This window comes from Pygmaiobacter massiliensis, from assembly GCF_900199435.1.
In the GTDB taxonomy this organism is placed as follows: Bacteria; Bacillota; Clostridia; order Oscillospirales; family Ruminococcaceae; genus Pygmaiobacter; species Pygmaiobacter massiliensis.
On the sequence record NZ_OAML01000002.1, the window covers coordinates 414,304 to 441,038 of the forward strand.

The 26,735-nt window shown below is 50.7% G+C and carries 23 protein-coding genes, 6 tRNA genes and 3 riboswitches; of the genes, 7 read left to right on the forward strand and 22 right to left on the reverse strand.

The features are described 5' to 3' along the window. The 9 genes from C1A11_RS01990 to C1A11_RS02030 all read right to left on the reverse strand — a co-directional run bounded on the left by C1A11_RS01990 (position 1) and on the right by C1A11_RS02030 (position 10,168). Entirely contained in the window at positions 1-1,323 is a 1,323-nt protein-coding gene (locus tag C1A11_RS01990) for a pyrimidine-nucleoside phosphorylase (protein WP_102048755.1), read from the reverse strand. Positions 1,324-1,475: 152 nt separating this feature from the next. Beyond that, entirely contained in the window at positions 1,476-2,429 is a 954-nt protein-coding gene (locus tag C1A11_RS01995) for an ABC transporter permease (protein WP_102048756.1), read from the reverse strand. After that, positions 2,429-3,541, reverse strand: coding sequence for an ABC transporter permease (locus C1A11_RS02000; RefSeq protein WP_180950213.1), 1,113 nt, complete (start codon positions 3,539-3,541; stop codon positions 2,429-2,431). Before C1A11_RS02000 ends, C1A11_RS01995 begins: the two co-directional genes overlap by 1 nt. Before the next feature lie 3 nt (positions 3,542-3,544). Next, positions 3,545-5,050, reverse strand: coding sequence for an ABC transporter ATP-binding protein (locus C1A11_RS02005; RefSeq protein WP_102049214.1), 1,506 nt, complete (start codon positions 5,048-5,050; stop codon positions 3,545-3,547). A gap of 292 nt (positions 5,051-5,342) precedes the next feature. Continuing rightward, a complete protein-coding gene (locus C1A11_RS02010) occupies positions 5,343-6,470 on the reverse strand; it encodes a BMP family lipoprotein (protein ID WP_102048757.1) in 1,128 nt (375 codons plus the stop codon). 207 nt (positions 6,471-6,677) lie between these two features. Beyond that, positions 6,678-7,088, reverse strand: coding sequence for a cytidine deaminase (locus tag C1A11_RS02015; RefSeq protein ID WP_102048758.1), 411 nt, complete (start codon positions 7,086-7,088; stop codon positions 6,678-6,680). A gap of 150 nt (positions 7,089-7,238) precedes the next feature. Continuing rightward, positions 7,239-7,955 carry a purine-nucleoside phosphorylase gene (gene deoD / locus C1A11_RS02020; protein WP_102048759.1) on the reverse strand — a complete coding sequence of 239 codons (717 nt, stop codon included), beginning with the start codon at positions 7,953-7,955 and terminating at the stop codon, positions 7,239-7,241. An 82-nt stretch (positions 7,956-8,037) separates the two neighbouring features. Continuing rightward, positions 8,038-9,306 carry a replication-associated recombination protein A gene (locus tag C1A11_RS02025; protein ID WP_102048760.1) on the reverse strand — a complete coding sequence of 423 codons (1,269 nt, stop codon included), beginning with the start codon at positions 9,304-9,306 and terminating at the stop codon, positions 8,038-8,040. A 28-nt stretch (positions 9,307-9,334) separates the two neighbouring features. After that, positions 9,335-10,168 carry an alpha/beta hydrolase gene (locus C1A11_RS02030; protein ID WP_102048761.1) on the reverse strand — a complete coding sequence of 278 codons (834 nt, stop codon included), beginning with the start codon at positions 10,166-10,168 and terminating at the stop codon, positions 9,335-9,337. A 160-nt stretch (positions 10,169-10,328) separates the two neighbouring features. On the opposite strand from C1A11_RS02030, the gene nth reads away from it, so the two are divergent. Beyond that, the gene (gene nth, locus C1A11_RS02035; RefSeq protein ID WP_102048762.1) at positions 10,329-10,967 is read left to right on the forward strand and encodes an endonuclease III; all 639 of its coding nucleotides are present in this window, start codon (positions 10,329-10,331) and stop codon (positions 10,965-10,967) included. A gap of 69 nt (positions 10,968-11,036) precedes the next feature. Further along, on the forward strand, positions 11,037-11,435 hold the full coding sequence (locus C1A11_RS02040; protein WP_102048763.1) for a DUF3887 domain-containing protein: 399 nt from the start codon (positions 11,037-11,039) through the stop codon (positions 11,433-11,435). Positions 11,436-11,513: 78 nt separating this feature from the next. On the opposite strand, the gene C1A11_RS02045 is transcribed toward C1A11_RS02040, so the two are convergent. After that, on the reverse strand, positions 11,514-11,738 hold the full coding sequence (locus C1A11_RS02045) for a hypothetical protein (protein ID WP_102048764.1): 225 nt from the start codon (positions 11,736-11,738) through the stop codon (positions 11,514-11,516). 204 nt (positions 11,739-11,942) lie between these two features. Next, positions 11,943-12,042: riboswitch (TPP riboswitch) on the forward strand. Positions 12,043-12,153: 111 nt separating this feature from the next. Here C1A11_RS02045 and thiT point away from each other — a divergent pair. Beyond that, positions 12,154-12,726, forward strand: coding sequence for an energy-coupled thiamine transporter ThiT (thiT, locus tag C1A11_RS02050; RefSeq protein ID WP_102048765.1), 573 nt, complete (start codon positions 12,154-12,156; stop codon positions 12,724-12,726). Positions 12,727-12,935: 209 nt separating this feature from the next. Next, positions 12,936-15,593, forward strand: coding sequence for a cation-translocating P-type ATPase (locus tag C1A11_RS02055; RefSeq protein ID WP_102048766.1), 2,658 nt, complete (start codon positions 12,936-12,938; stop codon positions 15,591-15,593). Positions 15,594-15,662: 69 nt separating this feature from the next. Here the strand turns inward: C1A11_RS02055 and C1A11_RS02060 are convergent, their stop codons facing one another. The 3 genes from C1A11_RS02060 to C1A11_RS02070 form a co-directional block, all read right to left on the reverse strand. Continuing rightward, complete coding sequence (locus C1A11_RS02060) at positions 15,663-16,235, reverse strand: chromate transporter (protein WP_102048767.1); 573 nt, start codon at positions 16,233-16,235, stop codon at positions 15,663-15,665. After that, positions 16,232-16,807, reverse strand: a complete 576-nt coding sequence (locus C1A11_RS02065) for a chromate transporter (RefSeq protein WP_102048768.1) — start codon at positions 16,805-16,807, stop codon at positions 16,232-16,234. Before C1A11_RS02065 ends, C1A11_RS02060 begins: the two co-directional genes overlap by 4 nt. A 160-nt stretch (positions 16,808-16,967) precedes the next feature. Beyond that, positions 16,968-17,645 carry a phosphoribosylaminoimidazolesuccinocarboxamide synthase gene (locus C1A11_RS02070; protein ID WP_102048769.1) on the reverse strand — a complete coding sequence of 226 codons (678 nt, stop codon included), beginning with the start codon at positions 17,643-17,645 and terminating at the stop codon, positions 16,968-16,970. A gap of 55 nt (positions 17,646-17,700) precedes the next feature. Continuing rightward, positions 17,701-17,800: riboswitch (purine riboswitch) on the reverse strand. 94 nt (positions 17,801-17,894) lie between these two features. Continuing rightward, a riboswitch (cobalamin riboswitch) is annotated at positions 17,895-18,075 on the forward strand. A 152-nt stretch (positions 18,076-18,227) separates the two neighbouring features. On the opposite strand from C1A11_RS02070, the gene C1A11_RS02075 reads away from it, so the two are divergent. Both C1A11_RS02075 and C1A11_RS02080 read left to right on the forward strand, forming a co-directional pair. Continuing rightward, a complete protein-coding gene (locus C1A11_RS02075) occupies positions 18,228-22,442 on the forward strand; it encodes an immunoglobulin-like domain-containing protein (RefSeq protein WP_102048770.1) in 4,215 nt (1,404 codons plus the stop codon). A 47-nt stretch (positions 22,443-22,489) separates the two neighbouring features. Further along, positions 22,490-23,113, forward strand: coding sequence for a DUF4430 domain-containing protein (locus C1A11_RS02080; RefSeq protein WP_102048771.1), 624 nt, complete (start codon positions 22,490-22,492; stop codon positions 23,111-23,113). Between the two features lie 62 nt (positions 23,114-23,175). On the opposite strand, the gene C1A11_RS02085 is transcribed toward C1A11_RS02080, so the two are convergent. Further along, on the reverse strand, positions 23,176-23,451 hold the full coding sequence (locus C1A11_RS02085) for an acylphosphatase (protein ID WP_102048772.1): 276 nt from the start codon (positions 23,449-23,451) through the stop codon (positions 23,176-23,178). Between the two features lie 12 nt (positions 23,452-23,463). Next, entirely contained in the window at positions 23,464-24,300 is an 837-nt protein-coding gene (gene dapF, locus C1A11_RS02090) for a diaminopimelate epimerase (protein ID WP_102048773.1), read from the reverse strand. Positions 24,301-24,597: 297 nt separating this feature from the next. Here dapF and C1A11_RS02095 point away from each other — a divergent pair, with 297 nt between their 5' ends. Continuing rightward, entirely contained in the window at positions 24,598-25,164 is a 567-nt protein-coding gene (locus tag C1A11_RS02095) for a LexA family transcriptional regulator (protein WP_180950214.1), read from the forward strand. A 44-nt stretch (positions 25,165-25,208) separates the two neighbouring features. On the opposite strand, the gene C1A11_RS02100 is transcribed toward C1A11_RS02095, so the two are convergent. The 7 genes from C1A11_RS02100 to C1A11_RS02130 all read right to left on the reverse strand — a co-directional run bounded on the left by C1A11_RS02100 (position 25,209) and on the right by C1A11_RS02130 (position 26,724). Then, positions 25,209-25,901, reverse strand: a complete 693-nt coding sequence (locus C1A11_RS02100) for an MgtC/SapB family protein (RefSeq protein WP_242965786.1) — start codon at positions 25,899-25,901, stop codon at positions 25,209-25,211. A gap of 262 nt (positions 25,902-26,163) precedes the next feature. Then, positions 26,164-26,238, reverse strand: a tRNA-Cys gene (locus C1A11_RS02105). 4 nt (positions 26,239-26,242) lie between these two features. Next, positions 26,243-26,318, reverse strand: a tRNA-Gly gene (locus C1A11_RS02110). 4 nt (positions 26,319-26,322) lie between these two features. After that, positions 26,323-26,398 (reverse strand) — tRNA-Phe (locus C1A11_RS02115). A 4-nt stretch (positions 26,399-26,402) separates the two neighbouring features. After that, positions 26,403-26,479, reverse strand: a tRNA-Asp gene (locus C1A11_RS02120). A gap of 3 nt (positions 26,480-26,482) precedes the next feature. Then, positions 26,483-26,558: transfer RNA gene (locus tag C1A11_RS02125), tRNA-Val, on the reverse strand. A 90-nt stretch (positions 26,559-26,648) separates the two neighbouring features. Continuing rightward, positions 26,649-26,724 (reverse strand) — tRNA-Gly (locus tag C1A11_RS02130). Positions 26,725-26,735: the final 11 nt, after the last annotated feature.

Below are 26,735 nucleotides of genomic sequence, written 5' to 3' on the forward strand. Positions count from 1 at the left end.
TCAAAAACGCACCACACCGTCGCGAGTAACCTTTGCCATAATAAGAGGGATAGGGTCGGGCTTGGTTTCGCTGAAGGTCATAGCAGAAAGATAAAGCTCTTCTGCACGTTTTGCCTTCTCTTCATCAGAAGTATAGAACACTGCAAGGGTCTCCCCTTTTTCTACCGCATCGCCTGCTTTTTTGCAAAGTGTAATACCGGCAGAAAAATCAATGCTGTCCTCTTTCTTTTCGCGGCCAGCGCCTAGCAGCACGGCCGAAATGCCGACCTGCTCGGTGTTCATACGGGCAAGGTAACCACTCTTTGGCGATTTTACCTCATACCGCAGCGCAGCCTGCTCAAACAAAGCAGGGTCATCAATCACAGCCGGGTCACCGCCCTGTGCCACGACCATTTCACGCAGCTTTGCAAGACCTTTGCCGTTTTTCATCATTTCTTCTGCAAGTGCACGGCAGGCATCAAAACCACCGAGGCCAGCAAGCTCCAGCAATCCGCCCGCAAGGTCAAGGCAAACGGTGGTGAAATCTTCGGGCCCGTGGCCGCGCAGGGTTTCCACTGCCTCGGTCACTTCCATACTGTTGCCGACTGCATAGCCAAGCGGTGTATCCATGTCTGTTACCAGTGCTGCCGTGCGGCGGCCATTGTGCTCGCCAATGGCGACCATTGCCTCTGCAAGGGCGATGGATTCATCGAGAGTTTTCATAAAAGCGCCGTTACCGGTTTTCACGTCCAGCAATATTGCATCAGAACCCGCAGCGAGCTTTTTGCTCATGATGCTGCTGGCAATCAAGGGAATGCAGCCGATGGTTGCAGTTACATCACGCAGTGCATACATTTTTTTATCTGCCGGTGCGAGGTTACCGCTTTGCCCAATCACCGCGAGGCCAATTTTGTTGACCTGCGCAAAAAACTCTTTCTGGTCCAATACGGTTTTCATGCCGGGGATGGCTTCCATCTTATCGACAGTGCCGCCGGTATGGCCCAGACCACGACCGCTCATTTTTGCCATTTTAACGCCGCAGGCCGCCACAATAGGTGCCACTACCAAGGTGGTTTTATCACCCACGCCACCGGTAGAGTGCTTATCCACCTTGACGCCCTTGATACCCGAAAGGTCGACCATATCGCCAGAGCGAGCCATGCAATCAGTCAACACCGCCGTTTCTTCGCTGGTCATGCCTTTGAGGTAAATTGCCATCAGCAGCGCAGACATCTGATAATCCGGGATGCTGCCGTCAGTATAGCCCTGCACAGCAAAAGCTAGCTCTTCGCGGCTGAGCACCTCGCCGTCACGTTTTCTTGCAATAATGTCATACATTCTCATAATGTTTCTCCTTTAACGCAAAACATTCACAAAAGCCAGTGTTTTTGTTTATTTTACAAACGCACCGCTTCGCAAAGTAAAGGGCAGAATATCCCCCGCCTTTGCCGAGACGAGGGATATTGATAGGACTTTTCAATTGTAAAGGGCTTTTATTAACGCGAGCCCTTATCGTAGGGAATACCCTCTGCCTTCGGGGCGCAGCTCGTTTTGCCGGTAAAGGCCAGCAGAATCAGCGTTGCCACATAAGGAATCATTTTATAGATGTTGCTCGGGATACCCAAGCCCACGAGGAACGGAATGCCGGAGTAAACTGCCGAAAGCGTTTTCATGAATCCGAAGAAAAGCGCTGCACCGGCAATGCGCCAAGGTTTCCACTGGCCAAAGATAAGCACCGCCAGCGCGAGGAAGCCGTAGCCCGAAACAGTGGCATTAAAGTTGGTGGAGGTCGGGATAACGAACACCAAGCCGCCGATGCCTGCAAGTGCGCCGGAAATCAGCACGCCTGCATAACGCATTTTGTATACGTTAATACCGACGGAATCAGCCGCCTGCGGATGTTCGCCGCAAGCGCGCAGGCGCAGGCCAAAACGGGTTTTGTACAGCACCAGCCAGCTGATGACCAGAATGCCAACGCCGATATAGGTGGTGATATAAGTGTTCTGGAACAGCAGCGGCCCGATGACCGGAATGTCGCCCAGCACCGGCACCGAGTTAATGCGGAACTGATTGACAAAAGGAATCTGCTGCACGCCCTGAAGCATACGCGCCACAAAGATGACGAAAGCCGGGGCAAAAATGTTGATTGCCGTGCCGCTGATAACCTGATCTGCCTTCATGTTGATGGCAGCGTAGGCATGCAGCAGGCTAATGAGCATGCCGGCAGCAGCTGCCACCAAAATGGCAAGTAGAAGAACCGGCTGGCCGGGCAGCGCGCCCTGCGTTTGATTGATGAAGTAGATGCCGGAGAATGCGCCGATAACCATGATGCCCTCAAGCGCGATGTTAACAACACCGGAACGCTCGCTGAAAAGGCCACCCAATGCAACAATCAAAAGCGGAATTGAGAAGTACATCATCTGCTGGATGATGAAATAGAGCATATGCATTACTCCTCACCACCTTTCGCTTTGATGACACCGTTCTCTTCTTTTCTGCGGCGCATACGGCCGATGACAAGTTTAAAGAACAGCGCAAATGCCGCAAAGTAGATGATAACCGAGGTGATGATATCAATGATTTGCGGGGCAAAGCCGAAGGCCTGCATGCTCTGGCCGCCAACTTTGAGGTACGAAATGAAAATACCGGAGAACACGATACCGATGGGATGAGACATACCCAGCAGCGCGACAGGGATGCCGTTGAAGCCCTCTGCCGCGAGTTCATCAGTGAGAGGAATACCGGTACCCGCGCCGGAAAGGTAATACAGTGCGCCGCCAATGCCGGCAAGTGCACCCGCGATAACCATTGAAAGCACGATACTGCGTTTTTCGTCGACGCCTGCATATTTTGCTGCGTCGCGGTTGTAACCGCAGGCCTTTAATTCATAGCCAAATTTGGTTTTATTGACAACGATATACATCACGACGCCCATTAGCATCGCAAGTAGAATGCCAATATTGACACTGGAAGGGGTTGCACCTGCCACAAAGAACTTATCAAAGCCCATTTTAGGAAGCACCGCAGTTGCTGCTGGCTGGCGGCTCTGATTTCTTGCCTGGTCAAACAACAGCTGGCGCACCAACAGGTTGACCATGTTAAGGCCGATATAGTTCATCATAATACAGGTGATAACTTCGTTGACATTGCTGTACGCCTTCATTAGGCCGGGTACAAGGCCCCACAGCGCGCCCGCAAGCGCTGCTGCAAGCAGCGCAACAATCCAGTGCAGGCCGGCCGGTAAAAAGGTCCATTTTACACCGACGTAAACGGCGGCAAATGCACCGGCGAGGTACTGGCCCGGGCCGCCGATATTGAACAGCCCTGTTTTATTGGCAAAGCCGACCGAAAGGCCGGTCATGATAATCGGAGTAGCATAGTACAGCACCTGTCCGAAATTCTTTCGGTTGACGATACCGCCGGTTACAATTGCACCAAAGCCTTGCATGGCTTTGCCTGAATCTGCAATAAACAAAACGATAAGACCAACCAAAAGGCCGCAAACGATAGCTGCAAGCGAGGAGGCAAGCGCCGAGAAATCTCTGTTTTTCTGTTTTTTCACGACTTAGGCCTCCTTTTTGCCAGAGCCAGCCATATAAAGGCCCAGCTCTTGTACCGTAACAGTTTTGGGGTCCAGCTCGGCGACAATCTCGCCCTCATACATCACAAGAATACGGTCCGAAAGATTCATGACTTCGTCAAGCTCAAGGCTAACCAGCAAAATGCCACGGCCTTCGTCACGTTCTTTGACCAGTTGTTTGTGGATATATTCGATTGCGCCTACGTCCAAACCACGGGTCGGCTGCACCGCAATGAGCAAATCCGGATTTCGATCGATTTCACGCGCGACGATTGCTTTCTGCTGGTTGCCGCCGGACATGCTGCGCACAATGGTGTCGCTGCCCTGTCCGCTGCGCACGTCGAACTTCTCAATCAGCGCATCGGAATAGCGATAAATCTCGTCAAATTTCAAAAAGCCATGGTTGCAGAACTGCGGCTCAAAATAGCGCTGCAGCACCATGTTATAAGCAAGTGGGTAATCCAGAACAAGACCATGCTTGTGCCGGTCCTCGGGGATATGCCCAAGGCCGCTGGTGTTGCGCTTACGAATGTGTGCATTGGTAATGTCCTCGCCTTTTAATACGACCTTGCCGGCGTCAATTTTCATCAAACCGGTAATCGCCTGCACCAGCTCGGTCTGGCCGTTGCCATCGATGCCAGCAACGCAAACAATCTCGCCGCGGCGCACGTTAAAGGTAACGTCTTTGACAAGGTGCTTTCCGCCCACTTTGCTGTGTACCGAAAGGCCTTCTACTTCGAGCACTTTTTCGCCGCAGGCAGCGTCGGATTTTTCTACCTGCAAGCTAACTTTGCGGCCTACCATCATTTCGCTCATCTCTTCTTTCGAAGCCGGAGCTACATCGATAGTACCGATGTATTTGCCTTTGCGCAGCACAGTGCAGCGGTCTGCTGCCGCTTTAATCTCGTTAAGTTTATGAGTAATGAAAAGGATGCTCTTGCCCTCTTTGGCAAGGTTTTTCATAATTTTCATCAGCTCTTCAATTTCCTGCGGGGTAAGCACTGCCGTCGGCTCGTCAAAAATCAAGATTTCGTTTTCGCGGTAAAGCATTTTCAAAATCTCAACGCGCTGCTGCATACCAACTGTGATATCTTCGATGATAGCATCAGGGTCAACCGAAAGGCCATACTGTTCTGACAGCTCAACCACGCGTTTGCGTGCGTCGTCCATTTTCAGCAGGCCACCTTTGACAGTTTCTACACCAAGGATGATATTTTCAAGCACAGTGAAGTTGTGCACCAACTTAAAATGCTGATGCACCATACCGATGCCTAACCGGTTTGCGTCGTTCGGGTCTTTGATTTTGACCTCTTGGCCATCTTTTTTAATAACGCCGTGCTCCGGCTGATACATGCCGAACAGAACGCTCATAAGGGTGGATTTGCCTGCACCGTTTTCGCCGAGCAAGGCATGAATCTCACCTTTTTTGAGTTGCAGGGTGATATGGTCATTTGCGATAATGCCGGGGAATTCCTTGACAATATCGCACATTTCAATGACATACTCGCTCACTCTGTACCCACTTCCTTCCTTTTTGATTTGGACTTAATACGAGTCGCAAGATAGATTAATTATACTATCTTTTCTAGTAAGTGACAAGAAAATTCCTCCGAAAATGAGTGTCTGAAAATCGTCAGTATGCCTAGAAAATTTTGTAAACTGTTTTTGGCAGAATATTGGCGAGGTTTTGGCTTTAATGCTAAACATAAAAAACGGCGAGAGCTTTCTGCTCTCGCCGTTTATCCTTCACTTTATGGCAAAAGATATTCTGAACGCGGTAGAATTACAGAGCTACAACGGTAACTTTGCATTTCTCGGTCTTCAGTTTATCAGCAGACTCTGCATCGGTGTCCTTCTGCAGGGTTACTTTGCCGGAAGCCAGGCTCTCGAACAGAGCTTTGTAGTCTTCCTCGGTGAATTTCTCAAACTTAGAGGTCTCCATGGGCAGGCCCAGTGCATTCTCAGCAGCGCCGAGGTTCAGGTTCTGGCCGCCGGGGAACTCGTTTGCATAGTATTTCTCGAGCATCTGCTGTACAGCCTCTGCCAGGCCTTTCATAGCGCTGGAAATAACGGTTGCGGACTCAGAGCTCTGGTCAACGTCAACGCCGATGACTTTGCCGCCCTCAGCCTCTGCTGCTGCCATAACGCTGTTGCCAACGCTGCCGCCGCAAGCAAAGATAACGGTGGTGCCGTTCTTGTACCAAGAAGCAGCCATAGCCTGGGCTTCCGGAGTAGCTGCGAAGCCGTCGGTGTTGGTGTACATCATTTCGATGTCAACGCCCATCTCTTTAGCTGCTGCGTCAGCGCCCTGTACGAAGCCGTAGCCGTAGCGTACAACTGCCGGTACCGGCTGGCCGCCGAGGAAGCCGAGTTTGGTGTTGCCGTCTTTTACTGCTGCATAGCCAGCGAGGTAGCCAACCTGCTCCTCAGAGAAGGTGATACCAACGGTGTTGTCAGCAGTTTTAAAATCAGAGTAATCATCGTTGTGGGGATTGCCGTCGATCAGGATGAAAGAAACATCGGGATATTTCTCCTGAACGGTGTAGATAGGTACCTCAAACAGGAAGCCCGGGGTAACAACTACTTTTGCACCATTCTGGATGGCCTGCTCGATCGAGTTGACATACTCGTCGTTGGTTGCATCAGCGGGTTTGTAGTACTGGCAGGTTTTGCCGTTTGCATCTGCATAGGCTTTTACGCCCTCCCAGGTGCCCTGGTTGAAGGACTTGTCGTTGATGTCGCCTTTATCGGTGATCATCGCGATCTCAGCGCCTTCGGTAGCGGTGCTGCCAGCTTCGCTGGAAGCCGGTTTGCTGGAAGCAGCCGGTGCGCTGGAGGCACTGCCGCCGCAAGCGACGAAGGTCAGGGTCATAGCAAGTGCCAGAACGAGGCACAGCATCTTTTTCGCCATAACTTTACACTCTCCATTCAATTTTCTTGTTGCCCAATGGGCAAGTTTCAGACAGGCTTTACAGCCCGTACTAAAGTATATCGCATTTCCAACACAATTTCAACGACAAACACGCAAAAAGACAATGACAAATTGATAACATCCACAAAATCCATGCCCCGACGAGTGACTTTTTTGCCCAAGTTTTTGGTAAATTGCGGAAATTCGCTAAGCCAGGTTTGCCGGGCCAAATCCGTAAGGCAAAAGCGCCCCCAATGTAGTTTCCTCATAATCCTCTTCAGATTTTGCCATAATCACAGCCAAGTCTGGCCCGCCAAACTCGTAAAGGGCTTGACGGCAGACACCGCAAGGTGCCGTAATCAAGCTATTAACTTCGCCTTCTTTGCTGCCTACAATGGCAATTGCCGCAAACTCACGCTCTCCTTCACTGACAGCCTTAAACAATGCAGTGCGCTCGGCGCAATTCGTCGGGGTATAGCTTGCGCTTTCGATGTTGCAGCCGGTATAGACTTTCCCGCTTTTGGCCAGCAGGGCTGCACCTACCTGAAAATGAGAATAGGGTGTATAGGCATATTTGCGCGCCTCGAATGCGCGACGGATTAATTCTTTGGTATCCATAAAAAGACCTTCTTTCCTTCAGCATTTCAAAAGGGGACAAAACAGCCCTGACTTTTCAAAGGATAAAAGGTCAGGGCCGCTGAGCTCTACTATTTTATTGTAGCCCGGCTGAAAAAATCCATCAAGCCGTACTTTGGTGCAGTTTTGAGTTTACAGCGCCGCCACTGCCCCGAGGGCGATTTTCATCATATTGGTGAAGCTGGTCTGGCGCTCTTCTGCCGTGGTAATCTCGGGCGAAACAAAGCTGTCAGAGATGGTCAGCAGGCAGGCTGCATTTTTGCCGAGTACTCGTGCATTGTTGAATAGCGCAAAGCTTTCCATTTCTACAGCCAGGCAGCCGCGCTCATCGCGCAGTTTCTGCCAGTACGGCTCTTTATTTTCGCGGTAGAACACGTCGCTGGAGTGAATTGTGCCTTCGATAACCGGGATAGACAGTTTCTCGGCAGCGTCGCGCAATGCACCGTTGAGCTTCTCGCTCGGGTAGGTAACATCTTCATCCCAACCGCTTTGGGTTTTGGCATAGCTGCTCTCAGAGTAAGCGCCGGTTGCCAGCACTACATCAAACACTTTTGCTTTTTCGGTGTAAGAACCAGCCGAGCCAATGCGGATGATGTTTTCTACGCCATACTGGCTATAAAGCTCGTAAGAATAGATGCCGATGCTGGGCATGCCCATGCCAGACCCCATAACCGAGACAGGGTGTCCCTCATAGGTGCCGGTGTAGCCCAGCATGCCGCGTACATCGTTGAAAAGCACAGGATCTTTCAAAAAAGTTTCTGCGATGAATTTTGCGCGCAGCGGGTCACCCGGCATCAGCACGGTTTTTGCGATTGCGCCTTTTTCTGCTTTATTATGCGGTGTTGCCATAGTTATTGCCTCCTGATGATACTTTGTAATATTGTATTATAATATAAAAAACGGTTTTGAGTAAGCACCAGCTTTCTCAGCTTTAGTGTTCCCCTTTTATTCTGTCCCAATAAGCTTTGGCAGCCTGTTCGGTTTTATTGGGACCATAGTGATAATAGGTTGTGCCCGCCAGCTTGTCCGGCAAATACTGTTGCTTCACCCAATGGTTTTCATAATCGTGCGGGTAAAGGTAGTTCTGCCCTTTCACTTTTGCATCCTCGCCGTCGAAATGCTTGTTTTGCAGGTTGCGGGGTGCTGGGCCGGTACGGCCTTTTTGAATATCGGCCATTGCCGCATTAATTGCATCATGACCGGAATTACTCTTTGGTGCCGTGGCTAGCAGTATTGCAGCATCCGCAAGCGGCAGGCGTGCTTCCGGCAGGCCCAGCTGCAACGCACTGTCCACGCAGGCTTTTACAATAGGAATCGCCTGCGGGTACGCAAGCCCTACATCTTCGGCTGCAATTACCAGCAGCCGGCGGCAGGCCGAAATCAAATCGCCTGCTACCATCAGCTTTGCCAGATAATGCACCGCAGCATCCGGGTCTGAACCGCGAATGCTTTTCTGCAAGCCCGAAAGGGTGTCGTAGTGCTGGTCGGCATCGCGGTCGTAGCTCATGCTGCTGCGCTGGGCTACCTGCTGCACCATCTCTTCGCTGATGATTTTGGTGCCATCTTCACAGCGAGCTGCGCCGACCACCAGCTCCAGGCTGTTAAGACCTTTGCGCATATCTCCGCCACAAGCCCCGGCAAGCAGCCGCAAAGCATCGTTTTCAAACACGATTTTGCAGTCTTCCTGCGTTTCCATCAGTCTGAGCGCTCGTGCAAAACCTTCTGCTACATCTTCGGTAGAGAGCGGCTTAAACTCAAACACTGTGCAGCGGGAAAGCAGCGCACTGTAAACATAAAAATAGGGGTTTTCGGTAGTCGAAGCAATCAGCGTAATGCTGCCATCTTCAATACACTCCAGCAAGCTTTGCTGCTGTTTTTTGTTTAGGTACTGAATCTCGTCAAGGTAGAGCAGAATGCCCTGCTGGCTCATCAACGTACCAATTTCTGCAATGACCGATTTGATGTCAGCTGTCGAAGCAGACGTGCCATTTAGCTTGTGCAGCCGCATGCCGCTGTTTTCTGCGATAATGCGGGCTACCGTAGTTTTACCTACGCCGGACGGGCCGTAAAATATCATATTGGGGATACGACCGGCATCCATATTCTTGCGAAACACTGTCCCCGGCGCCAAAATTTGTTTTTGTCCTGCTACATCGTCCAGCGTTTTGGGGCGCAGACGATCTGCAAGCGGGCTGTTCATCTGCCGTCCCTCCTGTTGTGAATCATGTTTATTTTACCTCGGGTGTGCATTGCCAGTCGCCGTGCTTCGCCTGTGCATACTGGTTGCCCAGGAACATATCCAGCGCGTAAACCAGACTGCGGTCCCAGAATTTCCACTCATGGTTGCCGTCCCATTCCATATGGCGATACTGTGCCAGCGGCAGTTTTTCCAGCGCAGCGCGCAGTGCGTCGTTTTGCGGGTGGATGCCATAGACATCGTAATCCTGCTTGCCGACGGTAACCAAAATCTTGGGCTGCTGCTCTGGGGGCAATGCGGCCGTTTTGGCTGCAAGTTTGTAGAGGTTACGATTTTCAGGAATTTGGAGCGAATCTCCAAATACCGGCACAAATGCGTGTGCCAGTGTCGGCTCTTTTTTGCCATATTCAATCATCATGCCCGGGTCAACGGCGCCGGAAAAGCAGCCGATGCCAGCGTAGCGCTCTGGGTGGTTCATACCTACCATCATCGCGCCGTAGCCGCCCATCGAAAGCCCTGCGATGAAATTCTTTTCCCGCTCTGTCGGCAGCTGGAACATTTTGCCCAGCAGCTGCGGCAGCTCTTCGGTGAGATAGGTGTAAAACGCCCCGCCATAGGCCATATCCTGATAAAAACTATTGTCACAGTTGGGTGCAACCAAAATCAGACCATTGTCCGCTGCATAGCGACAGGCGGAGGAAAAATGGAACCAGTCTGCACTGCATCCGTTATAGCCGTGCAGCAGCGTAACAACGCCCCGAATTTCCGGCACTATTTCGGTCGGCAGGTCGTTGGGGAAATATAAATCGACGTCTACGGTGCGCTGCAGCAGAATGCTGCGAATGCGCGCATTGATGTATGCCATCGGTCGTTCAGCTCCTTTACGCGGGCAGATATTTGCCCTGTTTATTTTCTCTCATCTAAGGAGAATTATAGCACGGCTGCCAAGAAATGTACAAGACAAAGTACAAGACAAACTGTGCAGATTGTGATATACTTTTCAAAAACTGAACCGGGAGGTTTATATGCGTAAAAAAGAACGCGCCCTGGGCGTGATTGAAGGTTTGAAAAAAGAATATCCACTTGCAGAATGCACGCTGGATTATGCAAACGCATGGCAGCTTCTGGTGGGGGTACGGCTTGCCGCACAGTGCACCGATGCCCGCGTAAATATCGTCACCTCAGAACTGTTTGAAAAATATCCGTCCCCTGCTGCCCTTGCCGCCGCAACGCCGGAAGAAATCGAAGCAATTGTTAAGCCGTGCGGCCTTGGTCGCACCAAAGCACGAGATATTCACCTTTGCATGAACGAGCTGATAGAAAAATACGACGGTAATGTGCCCGACGACTTCGATAAGGTGCTTGCCCTGCCTGGTGTTGGCAGAAAAAGCGCTAACCTGATTATGGGCGATGTGTTTGGCAAACCTGCCATTGTCACCGACACGCACTGCATCCGCCTGTGCGGGCGCATGGGGCTGACCAAAAACAAAGAACCAAAAAAAGTAGAGATGGACTTGTGGAAGATTATCCCCCCGGAAGAGAGCAACGACTTTTGCCACCGGCTTGTATTACACGGGCGTGCTGTTTGCGATGCCCGTAAGCCGCAATGTGACCGCTGCGCCGTAAAAGAATATTGCGAAACCTTTGCAAAGCAGCAAAAATAAGTAGTTTCGGCTACATAAATTGCAGTGTCACCTTATATACAATAAGCAAACGGAAAGGACAGAGGAAGCATGATGAAAAGAATTTTGACCATATGCCTTGCGCTGACGATGGCAGCAGGGCTGCTGACCGGCTGCGGAGCAAAACCGCTGCCCGACGGCTTTGATAAAGAAACCGTACTTAGCGCAGCACGCGAAATTGTTACGGAACTGGAAAACGAAAAGTACGATGAAATTGCCGCCAAAATGGACGCTACTCTTACCCAGGCAGGCGGTGCCGAAAAAATTGAAGAGGTGTGGGAAAGCTATTCTGAGCAGCTTGGTGATTTTAAAGAGTACACAGAGGAATCCACCTTTGGGCAGGATGGCTACGGCGTTGCAGTTCTCGTTGCAAAGTACGAAGACGGCACTGCGCAGTTTACCATTTCTTTTGATTCTGAAATGAAACTGGCCGGCTTTTACGTAAAATAAGCATATAGCTAAAATAAATGCGGCAGAGAGCATTGTGCTTTCTGCCGCCGTTTATTTCACGCGGTTTCTGCCGCGTGGTTATCTTTCCTCGCCGTATTTGCGCTCAAGGCGCTCCAAATCAGCCTTGTCAATCCATTCTTCACAAAAGCCGCAGTCACAACAAACATAGCGACCTACCTTTACCGCGCCTAAATTAGTAAGGCCGCAAGAAATGTGATTGCCTGCACCATAGGGACCGACGGTACCTGGTGCACATATAATATTATTGCCGCCACATTTCGGGCAGTGCTTGCTGTTTTTCATTTTGCACCTCTTTTTCATCTTATTTGGTTCAGCACATCATATCAACCAGTCACTGTCGAGATACAATACCTCGTTTTTTGACAGGTGCTGTATACAGGCCGCGATTTGCTTTTATCAGCCTCCCTATGATGTTTTTTGAGCCCACACTTGAAAAATCGCAAAAAGGTATTGACATTCCGGCACGCTGCGATAGAATAAACAAGGACATAAAAACAGGGGTGCCGAAAGGCTGAGAGCTGTTATTGCAGTAACCCTTTAACCTGATCCGGATAATGCCGGCGTAGGAAGTTTAATATAGCAGAGGCGTGTTTCTCACCTCTGTCCCCTAAACTTTTGGGTAACACCTGTTTTGCATCACTGCAAGGCGGGTGTTATTTGTTTTTATGTACTTTTATTTTACGGAGGTACTCAAACTATGACCCAAACTTTTTCTAAAACTCGCACGCTGGTAGAATGTGCACTGATGATTGCCATTGGCACGATTCTTTCCATGATTAAGCTCATCGAGCTGCCCAACGGCGGCAGTGTTACACTGCTTTCGATGCTGCCTTTTATTCTGGTATCTTTTCGGCACGGCGTTAAATGGGGCCTTTTGACCGGCCTTGCCAACAGCCTTTTGCAGATGCTGCTTGGGTTTTACGCACCGCCCGCCGGCACTGCACTTGCCTTTTTTGGCATGATTATGCTGGATTACGTGCTTGCATTCTCTCTGCTTGGCACTGCGGCCGCTTTCGCAAAGCCCTTTAAAAACAAACTTACCGGTGTTGCAGTAGGTACTGCTGCGGTTTGTGTCATCCGTTTTCTGTGCAGCTTTTTCTCCGGTATTTTAATTTGGGCAGCCTATGCGCCCTCTGATATGCCACTGTGGCTTTACAGCCTTACTTACAACGGCAGCTACATGGGTGTTGAGCTGATTTTGACCACAATTGGCGCCGCTGTGCTCTATCAGGCAAAACCGACTATTTTTAGCGCTGTACAGGACAACTAATTAAAATTGTCTGCTTGACATTGCCCCTTTTTTGCCGTATATTGGAAAAAGCAAAAGGGAGTAGTTGTATTCTTCGTATCAACAGCCGTCGAGCTTGCTCGGCTGGTACGAGGACCTTTTTAGGAAACGAGACTTTTGATGCAGAGATCTGTATCAAAAGTCTTTTTTTATACCATAATTGTAAAATAAACCGTTGGAGGTAATCGCACATGTTCGAACAAAAGCACAGCGAGGACGTCTTTCTCGAGCTGGGAAGCAACCCTTCTGGTCTTTCCGCCGCAGAAGCCGCCGACCGACTCGCCAGAGATGGTGAAAACGCCCTCAAAGAAAAGGATCCCCCTACCCGTTTGCAGACATTCCTAGCACAGCTCAAAGATCCCATGATTTACATTTTGCTAGGCGCTGCCGCCATCTCTGTTTTTCTAAAAGAGTATTCTGACGCCGTTATCATCCTTTGCGTAGTGCTGCTAAATGCTGTTGTTGGCATGGTGCAAGAAGGCAAGGCGCAGCGCGCACTGGAAGCGCTGAAACAAATGAGCAGCCCGACCGCTACCGTGCGGCGTAACGGCATTGTATCCGAAATCCCGGCCGCTCAGCTGGTAAAAGGCGATGTTGTATTGCTGGATGCCGGGCGCGTAGTGCCCGCCGACCTGCGTTTGACAACAACCGCCAGCCTGAAAGTGGACGAAAGCGCCCTCACCGGCGAAAGTGTTCCTGTAGAAAAGGATGCAAAATTCCTGGCAGAAGGCGAAATTCCGCTGGGCGATCGCATCAACATGGCTTACAGCAGCACCAGTGTTACCTATGGCCGTGGCGAAGGCGTTGTTATCGCAACCGCTGCCGATACTGAAATCGGTCGTATTGCTGCCATGCTGGAATCCAGCACGGATGAGCTGACTCCGCTGCAAAAGAGCCTGGCTGTTCTTGGCAAAATGCTCGGCATCATCGCTATTGTGCTCTGCGTTGCACTGTTTGGCATCGCAATTCTGCAAAAGCGTGACATTATTGAAATGCTGCTTACTGCTATCAGCCTTGCTGTTGCTGCCGTGCCGGAAGGCTTGCCCGCAGTTGTCACTATCGTGCTGGCCATTGGTGTGCAGCGCATGGTTAAAGTCAACAGCATCGTGCGCCGTCTGCCCGCCGTAGAAACGCTTGGCGCAGTCAGCGTGGTTTGCAGCGACAAAACCGGTACCCTCACCCAGAACAAGATGACCGTTATCCAGGTAATGTCCAATGGTAACGTTAAGCCGGTTGCCGAGCTGAATGCAGAATCGGATCGACTTTTCTTGGACGGCTTTGTGCTTTGCAACGATGCTTCTACCGCAAATGGCAGCCGCATTGGCGACCCCACCGAGCTCGCCTTGCTGGATATGGGCGCACCGCTCTCTCTTACCCGCGAAGGCATCGAAGAAACCGCTCCCCGCATCAACGAGCAGGCGTTCGATTCTGACCGCAAACTGATGACCACCGTGCACCGCCGCGGCGAGGAAATTGCCGCTTATACCAAAGGCGCCGTTGATCAGCTGCTGCCCCACTGTGTTTCTATCTGCGAAAACGGCGTTACCCGTGCTATTACCGCAGAAGACAAAAAACGTATTCTCGGTGCCGCAAGCGATATGTCCAAACAGGCACTGCGCGTGCTTGCCCTCGCTGTTAAATATGGCGACAGCACCGCTACCGAAGAAGAGCTCACTTTTGTCGGCCTTGTCGGTATGATTGACCCGGCTCGCCCCGAAGCCAAAGCCTCGGTTGCAAACTTCCGCAAAGCCGGCATTACCACTATCATGATTACTGGCGACCACCGCGACACCGCTTTTGCCATTGCAAAAGAGCTCGGCATCGCTGAGCAGGAAAGCCAGTGCATCACCGGTGAAGAGCTGGATTCTATGACACAAGAGCAACTGAATGCTCGTGTACTCGACCTGCGTGTGTTCGCCCGTGTTTCCCCCACTCACAAAGTGCGCATCGTTCAGGCATTCAAGTCTCATAACAAAGTAGTTTCGATGACCGGCGACGGCGTAAACGACGCCCCCAGCCTGAAAGCTGCTGATATCGGCGTTGCAATGGGCATCACCGGCACCGACGTTGCAAAAGGTGCTGCCGACATGGTGCTTACCGATGACAACTTCTCTACGATCGAAAAAGCCATCGAAGAGGGCCGCGGCATCTATGCCAACATCAAAAAGACGGTCATCTTCCTGCTCGGTTCTAACCTGGGCGAAGTTACCGCTATGTTCGGTGCTATCGTCGTCGGCCTCGCCAGCCCGCTCAAAGCGGTTCATATCCTGTGGGTTAACCTTATCACCGACAGCTTGCCCGCACTTGCACTGGGCGCCGATGAAAAACCCCGTGGCATTATGGAGCGCCAGCCGCGTTCTGAAAAAGACGGCCTTTTCTCCGGCGGCGGTCTTTTCCTTACCATCTTCTACGGCATCCTCATCGCACTGATGACAGTCAGCGCTTTCCTTTATATCCCCGTCTCTCAACTGCTTGCTTCCGGCACGCCAATCAACGTCGCATCTCTGGACGCGCTGCTCGTAGGCGATTTGCTGACCAAAGCTCAGACGTTCGCATTTACTACCCTCGCTGTCAGCCAGCTGTGGCACAGCCTTGGCATGCGCGACGTTGACACCAGCATCTTCATCACCCTTCGCCACCAGAACAAGCTGATGTTCCTCTCGTTCGGCGTAGGGTTGCTGCTTCAGGTTTGCGCTACCGAGATTCCGCTGTTTGCAGGCGTTTTCGGCACCGCTACCCTTGCTTTCAGTGAGTGGCTGAGCCTTATTGTATTCGCGATGCTGCCTTTGCTCTTCCACGAAATCTTCGTGCCTATCCGCAAAGCACTCGGCGTAAGCCACCACGCTTAAACTTTTCTTATCAGCATAATAAAAGCACCGATGCCTTTTATGGCACCGGTGCTTTTTCTTTATCAATATTTAAGCGGCAGGCAGCTTCATAACAAGGCCAACAGCTAACCGTGCTGCTCCGCAAAGGCTCATCACTAAAATCGGGTTCCATTTTTTAATGCGTAGAATAACAAAAGCAGCGAGGAATAGCACTGCGCCGATCCAATCCACAGCCGAAAGCTGAATGGCGCTGCCGGCAAAAATCACTGTTTGCAGGATGGAAAGCCCTGCCGCAGCAATGAGGGACACAACCGCAGGCCGCAGGCAACCCAATACGCTTTGCAGTGCCGGTAGTTTTTGATAGCGGCGGTAGACATACGCCAGCAGCGAAACGATGATACAGGCCGGGAAAATGCTGCCGAAAGTGGCAACTACCGCCCCCAGCGGGCCCGCAACGCGTGTCCCCACAAAGGTTGCCGCATTGATAGCGATAGGGCCGGGGGTCATCTCCGCAATCGTGACAAGATCGGTAAATTCCGCCATTGTAAGCCAGCTATGCAGCTCTACTACCTGGTTTTGTATCAGTGGCATTGCGGCATAGCCGCCGCCGATGCTGAACATGCCTACCTGCAAAAAGCTAAGAAACAATTGCAACAAAATCATTTTTTGCGTCCTCCCTTCAGCGGAAGATAAACGCGCAAAAGGCCAATCAGCCCTGCTGCCAGGATAATGTAAACGACATTGACGTCAAACACAAAGGTAGCAATAAATGCTGCTGCCATAATGCAAAGCGAAAGCAGTTTTTTTTCTTTTACTACGTTTTGCCCCAGCCCGCATACCACGTCCAGAATTACCGCCGCAACACCCGCCTGCATGCCCTTTAGCACCAGCGCGACATAAGGGTTCGACGCAAAAGCGGCATAAAAAAGTGAAATCACAGACAAAATCAGCATCGGCGGCAAAATAGTGCCCAGCACAGCCACCGCCGCACCAAGTGCACCTGCCATATGCCAGCCAACCAGTATCGAAGCGTTTACGGCAATCGCGCCCGGTGAAGACTGAGCCAGCGCTGTCATGTCCAGCATCTCCTGCTCGGTTAGCCAGTGCAATTCATCTACGAATTTACGTTTCATGAAGGTGACAATCACAAAGCCGCCGCCAAAGGTAAAGCTACTGATGTACAGTGTTGAAAAAAACAGCTTTCGCAATAGAAATTTATGATTATTTTGTTCCATATTCTTCCTCCTAATCGTTATTATACGGCGCCTGCCTTAAGAAGTAAAATATCAGTTTCTAATCAAAACCATCGGTGTTTTCCGTTAGTGTGACCGGCTGCAAATAAAAAACTCCCCTGCTGAGTTAAAGCACAGCAAGGGAGCAACTATTTATATTAAATTAGGCGAGGAACATTGCAGACAGCACCATCGGATCCATAACTTCGCCATCTTTGTAAACGCGCATATTGCCCGAAGCAATCTCATCAATCAGCAGCACTTCATCTTGGTTAAAGCCAAACTCAAATTTAATATCGTAAAGCTCTACGCCTTTTTCTGCTAAAGCTTCTGCAACAATGCGGGTGATTTTCTGCGTCAGCACTTTAGTGGCTTCATACTGCTCGTCGGTCATTACGCCAAGCATTACAAGTCCGTCTTTGGTTACCAGCGGGTCGCCTTTTGCGTCGTTCTTAAAAGTCATCTCTACATAGGTATCCAGCGGAGTGCCCTCTTCCACATAATCGCTGTAACGTTTGTAGAAGCTGCCCACTGCGCGCAGGCGGCAGATGACTTCAAGCCCTTTGCCAAAGGTTTTTGCGGGCAGAACTTCCATGGTGCCGTTTTCCAAATCGGCCGAAACGAAATGAGTTTTGACGCCTTTTTCGTTCAAAATTTTAAAGAAAATTTCAGACATCGCAAGGTTCTGCTTACCAATGCCTTCAATCGAGAGCCCTACGGTGTTTGCCCCGGGGTCGAACACGCCGTTTTCGCCGGTTACGTCATCTTTGAACTGCAGCAAATAATTGCCGTTTTCGAGAGCATAGACATCTTTGGTTTTGCCGGTGTAGACCTTTTTCATAAGTAGCCTCCATTAAATAGTGGTTTTTTTACAAAACAGACATTTAACCCGAGCGCCATTACAAAATGACCCCCATAGTACAGAGGTTACGGCCTCTGCGTAGATACACCTTCACCAATTTGAAGGTTTATATGGGCAAACAATCTTCTTTGCAATAACATGATAACATGTCCGCGGTGCGCTGTCACCACATAATATTAGCAGAAAATCGTTTTGGCTTTATTTTGATTCTTGTGTATTTTGTTGCAGTTGCTTTTTTGCGGCTCTTCCGGTATAATTTGGCTATAAACAGGGAATGCGGTGAAAATCCGCAACAGCTCACACTACTGTGAGGAAGAACTTGCAGCGCAATGCCACTGTCTTTCGGCGGGAAGGGCGCTTGCCGGGCTATTACTTCCAAGTCAGGATACCTTATAGTTACATGACTCTTTCGGTGAAGGAAAGTGGAGTGCAGAGCGCAAAAGGCTCGGCTGCCGGTATGGTGGGCGTGGCTTTGTTTTTTGTTTTCCGCAGGCCTCAGGGCCTGCTTTTTTGTTGCCCTGTTTTGCATTTTCTTCGCGAAAGGGCGGAAAAGAGGAAAATGTGAAACGTATACTTTCTTTACTGCTGGCAGTCTGCCTGTTGTTTGGCACACTGCCGGCAACTGCTCTCGCCAGTAGCACAGCCGGGCTGGCGGCAAATTCGTCAGTCACCTCTGGCGCGCTGCCAGGCGAACCGGATGCAGAAGCTGCTGCGCCGCCTGAGGCTACAGCTTCGCCCGAAAAGTCTTCTGCTGACCCAACAACACCGCCAGCAGCAGAAACCCCTGTGGCACCGGCCTTACTGGAAGGCTCTGATTCTTCTGCCGCAGAGCCTTCACCGATGCCAACAACCTCAGCTGCGCCTGCGCCCGAAGCCCCGGCATCTTTTGCAGCAGCTGGTCCCATCACTGCCACACTGCGCATCGAGCTGTACGACTCTACACTCCAGGCTCCCACGAAAATTACGATGCCTGAGGTGTATAAGCCGCTGGCCGATTACGGGCTAACCGTAAAGCAGGATCCCGGTTATTTCACCCCGCTGCACCTGCTTGCAGAATACTGCATCAACGTGTACGGAATGGAACCTAAAGATGTAATCGAAGTAACCAGTACCGGGTTTGTTACCAATTTCATGGGGCTGAAAGGCTCCAACAACATCCCCGAAAGCGGCGGAAACCTTTTGACCGACACTTCTTTCATGTTCGCCATTAATGACCGTTACCCGGTACGTGACAACGGGATTGGATATACCCTTGCGGATTATCCGCTCACTTCCGGCGATACCTTTGTGCTCTACGATATGTGGTTCTCGGGCAGCACACTTAGCGGAAATTATGCTTACTTTACACAAAAATCAATAAGCGGCTATACCGGCGACCCCATTGCCCTGCAGCTTCTCGGTTTTTCCGGCATGACGGGAAATCCTGCTTCTATAGAAGGTGCAGAGCTTCTGTTCTATGATACCAGCATGACGGTGCCCAACACGACCGACGCCGTAGGTGAAGCGGTGAAAGCAGACGGCACCACGCAAGCTGTTTTTAGCAAGCCTGGCACCTATGTGGTTTCCGCAAAGCGGCTGAGCGGTTATTATCACAACACACCTTTTGTGTGCGCACAGGATATCAGTCGCCCTTACGCGCTGGTTACCATTACCGATCCGCCCCCGATGACCGATGCGCAGGCGGTTGCCTACGACAAGAGTATTTTGGACATTGGTGACCTCAGCGCTGTCACTGCAAACCTCTCGCTGCCCACCGCAGGGCGACGCGGCACTACCATCACCTGGCAAAGTGATAATGCGGCCATCAATGCGGACGGGCTTGTCGTGCGCCCTGCTTATCCACAGGCAGATCAGACGGTCCATCTTACCGCAACCATTCGCTGCGGCGCAGAAGCTGCGATAAAAGAGTTTACCGCCACCGTTAAAGCTATGACAAAAGCAGAAGTAGAACAGCAAATAAAAGATGCTGTTTCCTCTGTTTATGTTTCTTCGTCGCTCTCCGCTTCCGGCCCCAGTAATTTGATTATGGTATGGGAAGACAAGCTGGCTACGGCGGGCCATTCTGAAATTAAAGTTTCCATCGTGGCTTCTGAAAACACCAACATCGCGCCGGATGGCACCATCACGTTTAACCAGTATTATTGCAAGGCACCGGTCACACTACGCTTTGCACGTTTGGGTGTCTTTTACGAGCAGACCATCACTTACACAGTCAACACTAAAACACTTACCGCGCAAGAGCGGGTAGATACCGTTGCTGAGGTTCTGTCCTTTCATGATATCAAAAGCACCAATGAAGATGCCTCTTTTGTTACCAAAAGCCTGACAAACGTCAAAAGCATGACCGGGTACAGCGGAGTGAAAATCACTTGGAAAAGCTCGTCTTCTGCTGTTTCGATTGGCTCTTACTCTACACACAGTGTCAAGCGGCCCGCTGCTGGGCAACCGGATGCGCCGGTAGTGCTTACCGCGACCATCACCGCAACCGGTGCTACCACAAAAACCAAAGACATTACACTAACGGTTGGTGCTTACACGACCGCGCTGGAAGCACTCGGTCTTTCCGCCGGCACCCTCGATTTTTCGCCTGCTGTGCAACGCTACACCGTTCACCTGCCGCAGAATGCCGAAACCCTGGTCGTAACTGCAAAGCCGAAAGACCCTTCGGCTACCAATTTTGTGATTGGCAGCTCCTCTTTTTCGTCTAACGGTAATAAAGAAAGATCAGTTACTGTTACGCTGACCGGGCTCGTAACGGAGTTGCCCATCAGCGTTACCTGCTCCGGCCAAACCGAAACCACCCTATTGACTTTGGTACGCGACCTGCCGGAAAACGCTGCGCTCTCTGCTTTTTGGGGCAGTTTTCGCAAAAACAGCACCGCCAACGCGGTGGTGCAAAATGCAAAACTTTCTTTTGCAGAGGAATCTGCCACGCTGCGCTGGGAAAGCAGTAACTCCGCGAGCGGTGGATTGACCAGCTACCCTGGCAGCCCTATCTGCGTAGATAGCAAGCTATACCTTGCACGGGATAATAAATTGCTCAGACTGAACCTGGAAACCGGCGAGGTGGAAAAAGAAACTGCACTTGCCGGCGAAACCGGATATGCTGCGATGCTGGCCTATGCAGAAGGCCAGATTTTCGTGCCATTGAACGGTGGTGTAGTGGAATGCCTAGATGCCACCACGATGCGCTCTTTATGGCGCACTTCAGCGCTCGGCGGCAGCTCTTTGCAGGCGCTCGCCCCGGTGTCTTACATCTATGGCAAAGTGTTCTGCGGCTTTTATGACTACACCAGTCAATCCGGCACGATTGCCATGCTAGACCCCGCCGCCGCTCCGGATGCAAGCGGACAGAAGGTGTGGACGAACACCTATGGTGCAGCCAGTTGCTATGGCAGCGGTGCTACCATGGCTGGCGAAAACATTGTTTTGGCAGACGAAAGCGGAATGCTGACACTGTTAAGTAAGGATGGCAGCCAGCTTGACACCGCCCCCGTTGAGGGTGCTGTACGCAGCCTCCCGGTCTACGAGCAAAATGCCGTTTATGTAACCAGCGCAAAAGGCCTGCTGTACCGTTTCGAAATTGTGTCAAATAAGCTGCAACAAACGGCAAAAGCAGAGCTCCCCGCATCCAGCGTCTGTTCACCTGTCATCGCAAATGGCCTCGTTTTTGCTGTCGGCGGCGCTTTTGGCGGCAACGGCTTTTGTGCCGTATACGATGCAGCCACGCTTAATTTGCAGGCACAACTGCAAACCGCAGGGCCGATACAGTCTTCCCCGCTTGCCATTGCTAACAGCGAGGGGGTTGCGCTTTATGCCGTACAAAACACAGCAGATGCACCGCTGCTTCGCTTTACCTACCATACCCAGCAAAAAGCGCTAACGCAGCAAACGCTTTACACGCCTACGGTGCAAAACTATGCTACTTTCAGCCCCGTGCTGACCGAAAGCGGCTTACTGCTTTATGGCAACGACAGCGGCACCCTGCAAGCATTGGCGCTGCAGCCTGTGCCTGTGCGTCCAGACCCCACACCTACCCCCAGCACCACCCCTGCGCCCGATACCATCTCCCCCGCACCGGAAAGCAGCGCAAAGCCTAATGCTAGTGCTTCCCCTGCAAAGAAAAAGCCTGCTGCGGTTTTGGTGAAGCCTGAGGCAGCTCCTGAAGAGACGTTAGAAGCTTCTAGTGCCCAGCAACTTGCCGCACTTGAAAAAAGCCTTGCTGAAAACGCAGAATATTGCCGCCTTTCCCTTACGCCTGAAACGAAAGTTTCCAAAGAGCTGATTGCGCAACTCAATACTACAAAAAATTGCAGGCTTGTGCTTGATTATGGCACCTACACCGTTAGCTTTGGACCGGGAGACCTCGCTGTACCGGCAAAGGATTTTTGCATTTTATTTGACCCCACTATCCTTTCTGCCGAGCAGCAAGAAAAGTTTGGCCCAGAGGCCACCGGCTTTCGTATTTCTGCTGAGGGGCTCGACATTTCTGGCAGTTTCACGCTGGTATTGCCTTATAGCGGAAACGCTACGCACTGCTACGCTGTGCAGGCAGACGGCAGCCTTGGCTCCAGCGTGCCTCTTACCCTACAAGACGGCTATGCAATGTGCAGCCTGCAAACCGAGGGCAATTATCTGCTTGCAAGCCTGCCAGAAGAGCCGGTACCTACTGCGGCTCTCCCCTCCACTGCTTATCTTCCCGCTTTGGCAGCCTTTGCCGGTATCGCAGCGGTCTTGCTGGTAGCATTTATCTTGCTCAAAAAGAAAAGCCGATAGGCACCTTTGCGGTTTTGTATCTACTTTAAAACAAAGGATTGGTTTGAATGAAAAAACTATTTTCGCTGCTGGTTGCCGTAGCGCTGCTTTGCAGTTGCACAAGCGCACCACCTGCGCCAGCATCTTCTTCTATGCCGCAAATTGCAACCAGCATTCCCCATGCGCTGCTGCCGGTTGCAGAACCAACACCTGTGCCAGACGCTTCCTCGTCGTCTGATACAGGGCGTCCAGCATCTTCCGCGGTTGCTACTCCAGCGCCAACCGCCACACCCCCTTCCACGGCTCCGGCTGCACCTGCGCCAGCTCCTGTACCCCCCGCGCAAATTACCGTCACGATTTCTGCGGATTGCTCTGCGGCAATTCAGGCGGGGCACAGCGTAAATGGCGGCTCTGCTACCGTACTTGGCGGCACTACTGTTTCTTTAGCACCCGGCAGCACCGTTTTAGATGCACTTGCAGCCAGCGGTGTCGCTTACAGCGCCAACGGAGGATACGTTTCTTCCGTTGGCGGCTTGTCTGAGCGCGATTGCGGCGGCGCAAGTGGATGGCTTTATCAGGTAAATGGCGCCTTTGCCTCCACGGGCGCTAACAACTACGTTCTCTCCGGCGGTGAAACCATTTCGTGGGTTTATACCGTCAATGGTGGCAGCGACGTAGGCGCACCTTTTTAACTTATCTCAATAAACGCAAAGGCACCCGGCCAGAATTTTCTGCCCGGGTGCCTTTTTTATATCTATCGGATAATGAATTGCGTTTCTTTTTCCAACGGCAGCTTCCTTTGCTGCATTTGCTCCACACTAATGAAAGCCCGCCCCGCTTGCAAAATTTCGCAAAATAAATCAATCTGCCCACACGGACCCTGCACTTCTATTACCACAGTGCCATTTTCCTGGTTTTGCACCCATCCTGCTAGGTAAAGCCTTTCTGCGGTCATTTTTGCAAACCAGCGTAAGCCTACGCCCTGCACACTACCTTCTAATATCAATTCACGTCGCTCGATTTTTCTCACCTCGGCATTATTCTATCCTTTTTCCTGCATCCGCGCAAGCAGCTCTCCGCAAAGGCGCCCCCGGCAGATCCACTGTGCTGGCCCTGTAAGCCACAAAACACCCTCTGCGTCTCTTTTCACCTGCACGCGCCCACCTTCGGTGGTTACGGTCACTTGGGGACGCAGCAATCCCATTTGCTGCCCTACGGCAACAGCCGCACAGCAACCGCTACCGCACGCCAAGGTAAGGCCCGCACCTCTCTCGCAGGTGCGTACCGCCAGTGCATCGGGTGCCAGGATAGTTGCAGCACTAAAATTCGTGCTGTCGGGGAAATCCGGATTATGCTCAAATAGTTTTGCTTCTTTTACCAGGTCGGGCTCCTCGCAATCTTTTACGAACCAGATGGTATGCGGTACACCTATTTTAACACAGCTTATTTTTTTATTATGGTAATCTCTATTTAGTACCTGCTTGCCCGGCAGAAGCACTGGAATCTCAGCAGGCTCAAACTGCGGCTTACCCATCTCTACACTGACGCTGCCCCCGCTGATTAACCGCACTTTATGGATACCTGCATCACTTTCAATGGTGAATTGGTCGCTGTCAGCGAAGCCCTGATCGCGCACATAACGCGCAAAGCAGCGAATCCCGTTGCCGCAAAAAGATGCGGGGCTGCCATCCGAGTTGTAGTAAACCATTCGCACAGTCGCTTTTTGGCTGGGTGCCACCATCAACAGACCATCTGCACCAACGCCAAATTTGCGGTCACACACCATTTTCGCAAATGGCGAAACAGGCCACCGTAAGTCTTCCCTATGCATTAAGATAAAATCATTCCCACAGCCTTGCATCTTCGCAAACTCTACCATATCCTCACCTCTGTTGCATTTTATGCTTAACGTCCGTGAAGTGGCACTTTTTAGGCCTTATGCCCTATGAAACATCGATTTTTTTGCAAATCCAAGAAATCTGTATTCTTTCAGACTAACAGAATTGGTAAATTCTTATTAACACATTTATTGGATATTAAATCACATTTTGTGATTTAATATTTTGTGTTTCAGCAAGAACAATGAGTGTTTTATATAAAACTATTTAAATTCTGTTAAGATATGCCATAATGTTATATGACATACTCAATAATTATGATTATAGAGGAGAAGCCTGTGTTTCAAATTAATCTAAAACGGCTACGGGAGCGAAACAAATGGTCTCAGGTAGATTTGGCAAAACGCCTTGGCGTATCACAATCTACCGTTGGTATGTGGGAAGCGGGAAGAAATAAGCCAACTTATACTACTTTAATTCGTATTGCGAACGAATTTGGAGTGTCTGTGGATGCACTTACGGGAGGGCACAATAATTATGCGCCTTGTGCACCTACATTTCCAGAAGCAATTCTTTTAGCTTCTGAATCGGCTGCTTATGGCATCAGAACCACATTACCTGAAACGCAACGTATCACCATGCCTGATGACTCCATGACACCGGAAATTCATCCAGGAGATCTGTTGGTCATCCGTGCTATTCCCAGCATCGAACCTGAAAGTTTAATTGCTTTTCTCTACAAAAAGTCTTTGTATGTTCGTAAAGTCTTTTTTGCAGAAGAAACTGTGATTGCCACCGCTTTAAGCGCCTCCGCGCCTCCTATCTGCTTTTCGGCAACGGAGTATGAAAATGAGGGTGTGCTGCTGCTCGGCGAAGTATGTGAACTGGTTCGAAAATATTTCTAGCCATAAAAAAACCGCTTTAGCATTTTGTTGCTAAAGCGGTTTTTTTAGTTTTTAAATGCTAAAACATTAGGGTCCGCCTCGCAGAAAGCCAGCATCTGGTCTCCAGACGGTTGCGGCTTGCCAAACACTTCTACGCGTAGCACCTGCGAGTTTGCCTTCTTTTCAAAGCTTTGCACTGTTACGTCGAACCCTTTGCTCCGCAACAGCTCTACAAAGGCGCTGGCCGCATTAGCCTGTGGCCGAAGCTCTACGGTGAATGTTTCGGAAAGATTGCCCTCCAGCCGCTGCAATGGGCCGTGGAAGACCAGTTGCACCAGCAACATTAAAATCGTCGCCAGCGCACCCAATAAGTACATGCCTGCACCAATTGCCATACCAATACCGGCTGTTGTCCAGATACCGGCTGCCGTCGTAAGGCCTTTGGTAGACCCTCGGCGCACAAAGATAACCCCTGCCCCCAAAAAGCTGATGCCAGTCACCACATTAGAAGCAATACGAGAAGGGTCCAAACCAATTGATGGATTCGCCAGTACGTCAAAAAAGCCGTATTTGGAAACAATCATCACCAAGGATGCACCCATCGCCACTATAATGTGCGTGCGGATACCGGCATTTTTTTGCCTGTGGCTGCGTTCCAGCCCAACCAAGCCACCCATAACAGCCGCAGCAAAAATCCGTACCAGATAAATCAGCTGCACCTGAGGTGTAAAATGTGCAATCATCGCATTCAAATTCATGTCGTTCACCGCTTTCTGAAATGATACCAAGAATATTTCTTAGTTCCATTAAACCTAAAAAGCACTTAAAAATCAAGCTTTTTCAGATATAAAGCAAATATATGGTTTTTTCTTGCGGTTTGACACTAATAAAGGGCAACCATATTATTTTTTTACGGATTCTCTTCTTCTGTTTTAAAACCGGGCTATGCTCATTGCATATAAGATAAAATTCTAGAATAAATAAAAAAAAGACAGTCTTACGACTGTCTTTTTTTCACCGTGGAGGTGCTGGACGGATTTGAACCGTCGCATGAGGGTTTTGCAGACCCTTGCCTTACCACTTGGCTACAGCACCAACTTGGAGCGGTCTACGAGGCTCGAACTCGCTACCTCCACCTTGGCAAGGTGGCGCTCTACCAGATGAGCTAAGACCGCATATTGGTGCCTCCGGACGGAATCGAACCATCGACACGGGGATTTTCAGTCCCCTGCTCTACCGACTGAGCTACAGAGGCAAATTGGCGACCCGGATCAGGCTCGAACTGACGACCTCTAGCGTGACAGGCTAGCGTTCTAACCAACTGAACTACCGGGCCAAATGGTGGGAACAACAGGGCTCGAACCTGTGACCCTCTGCTTGTAAGGCAGATGCTCTCCCAGCTGAGCTATGCTCCCATTTGTTAAGGCCAACACTTAACATAATACCACATTGATGGTGCTGTGTCAATATGATATTGTCATTTTTATGCCACTTTTTAGTGACATTGGAGCGGTCTACGAGGCTCGAACTCGCTACCTCCACCTTGGCAAGGTGGCGCTCTACCAGATGAGCTAAGACCGCATGTCCCTCGT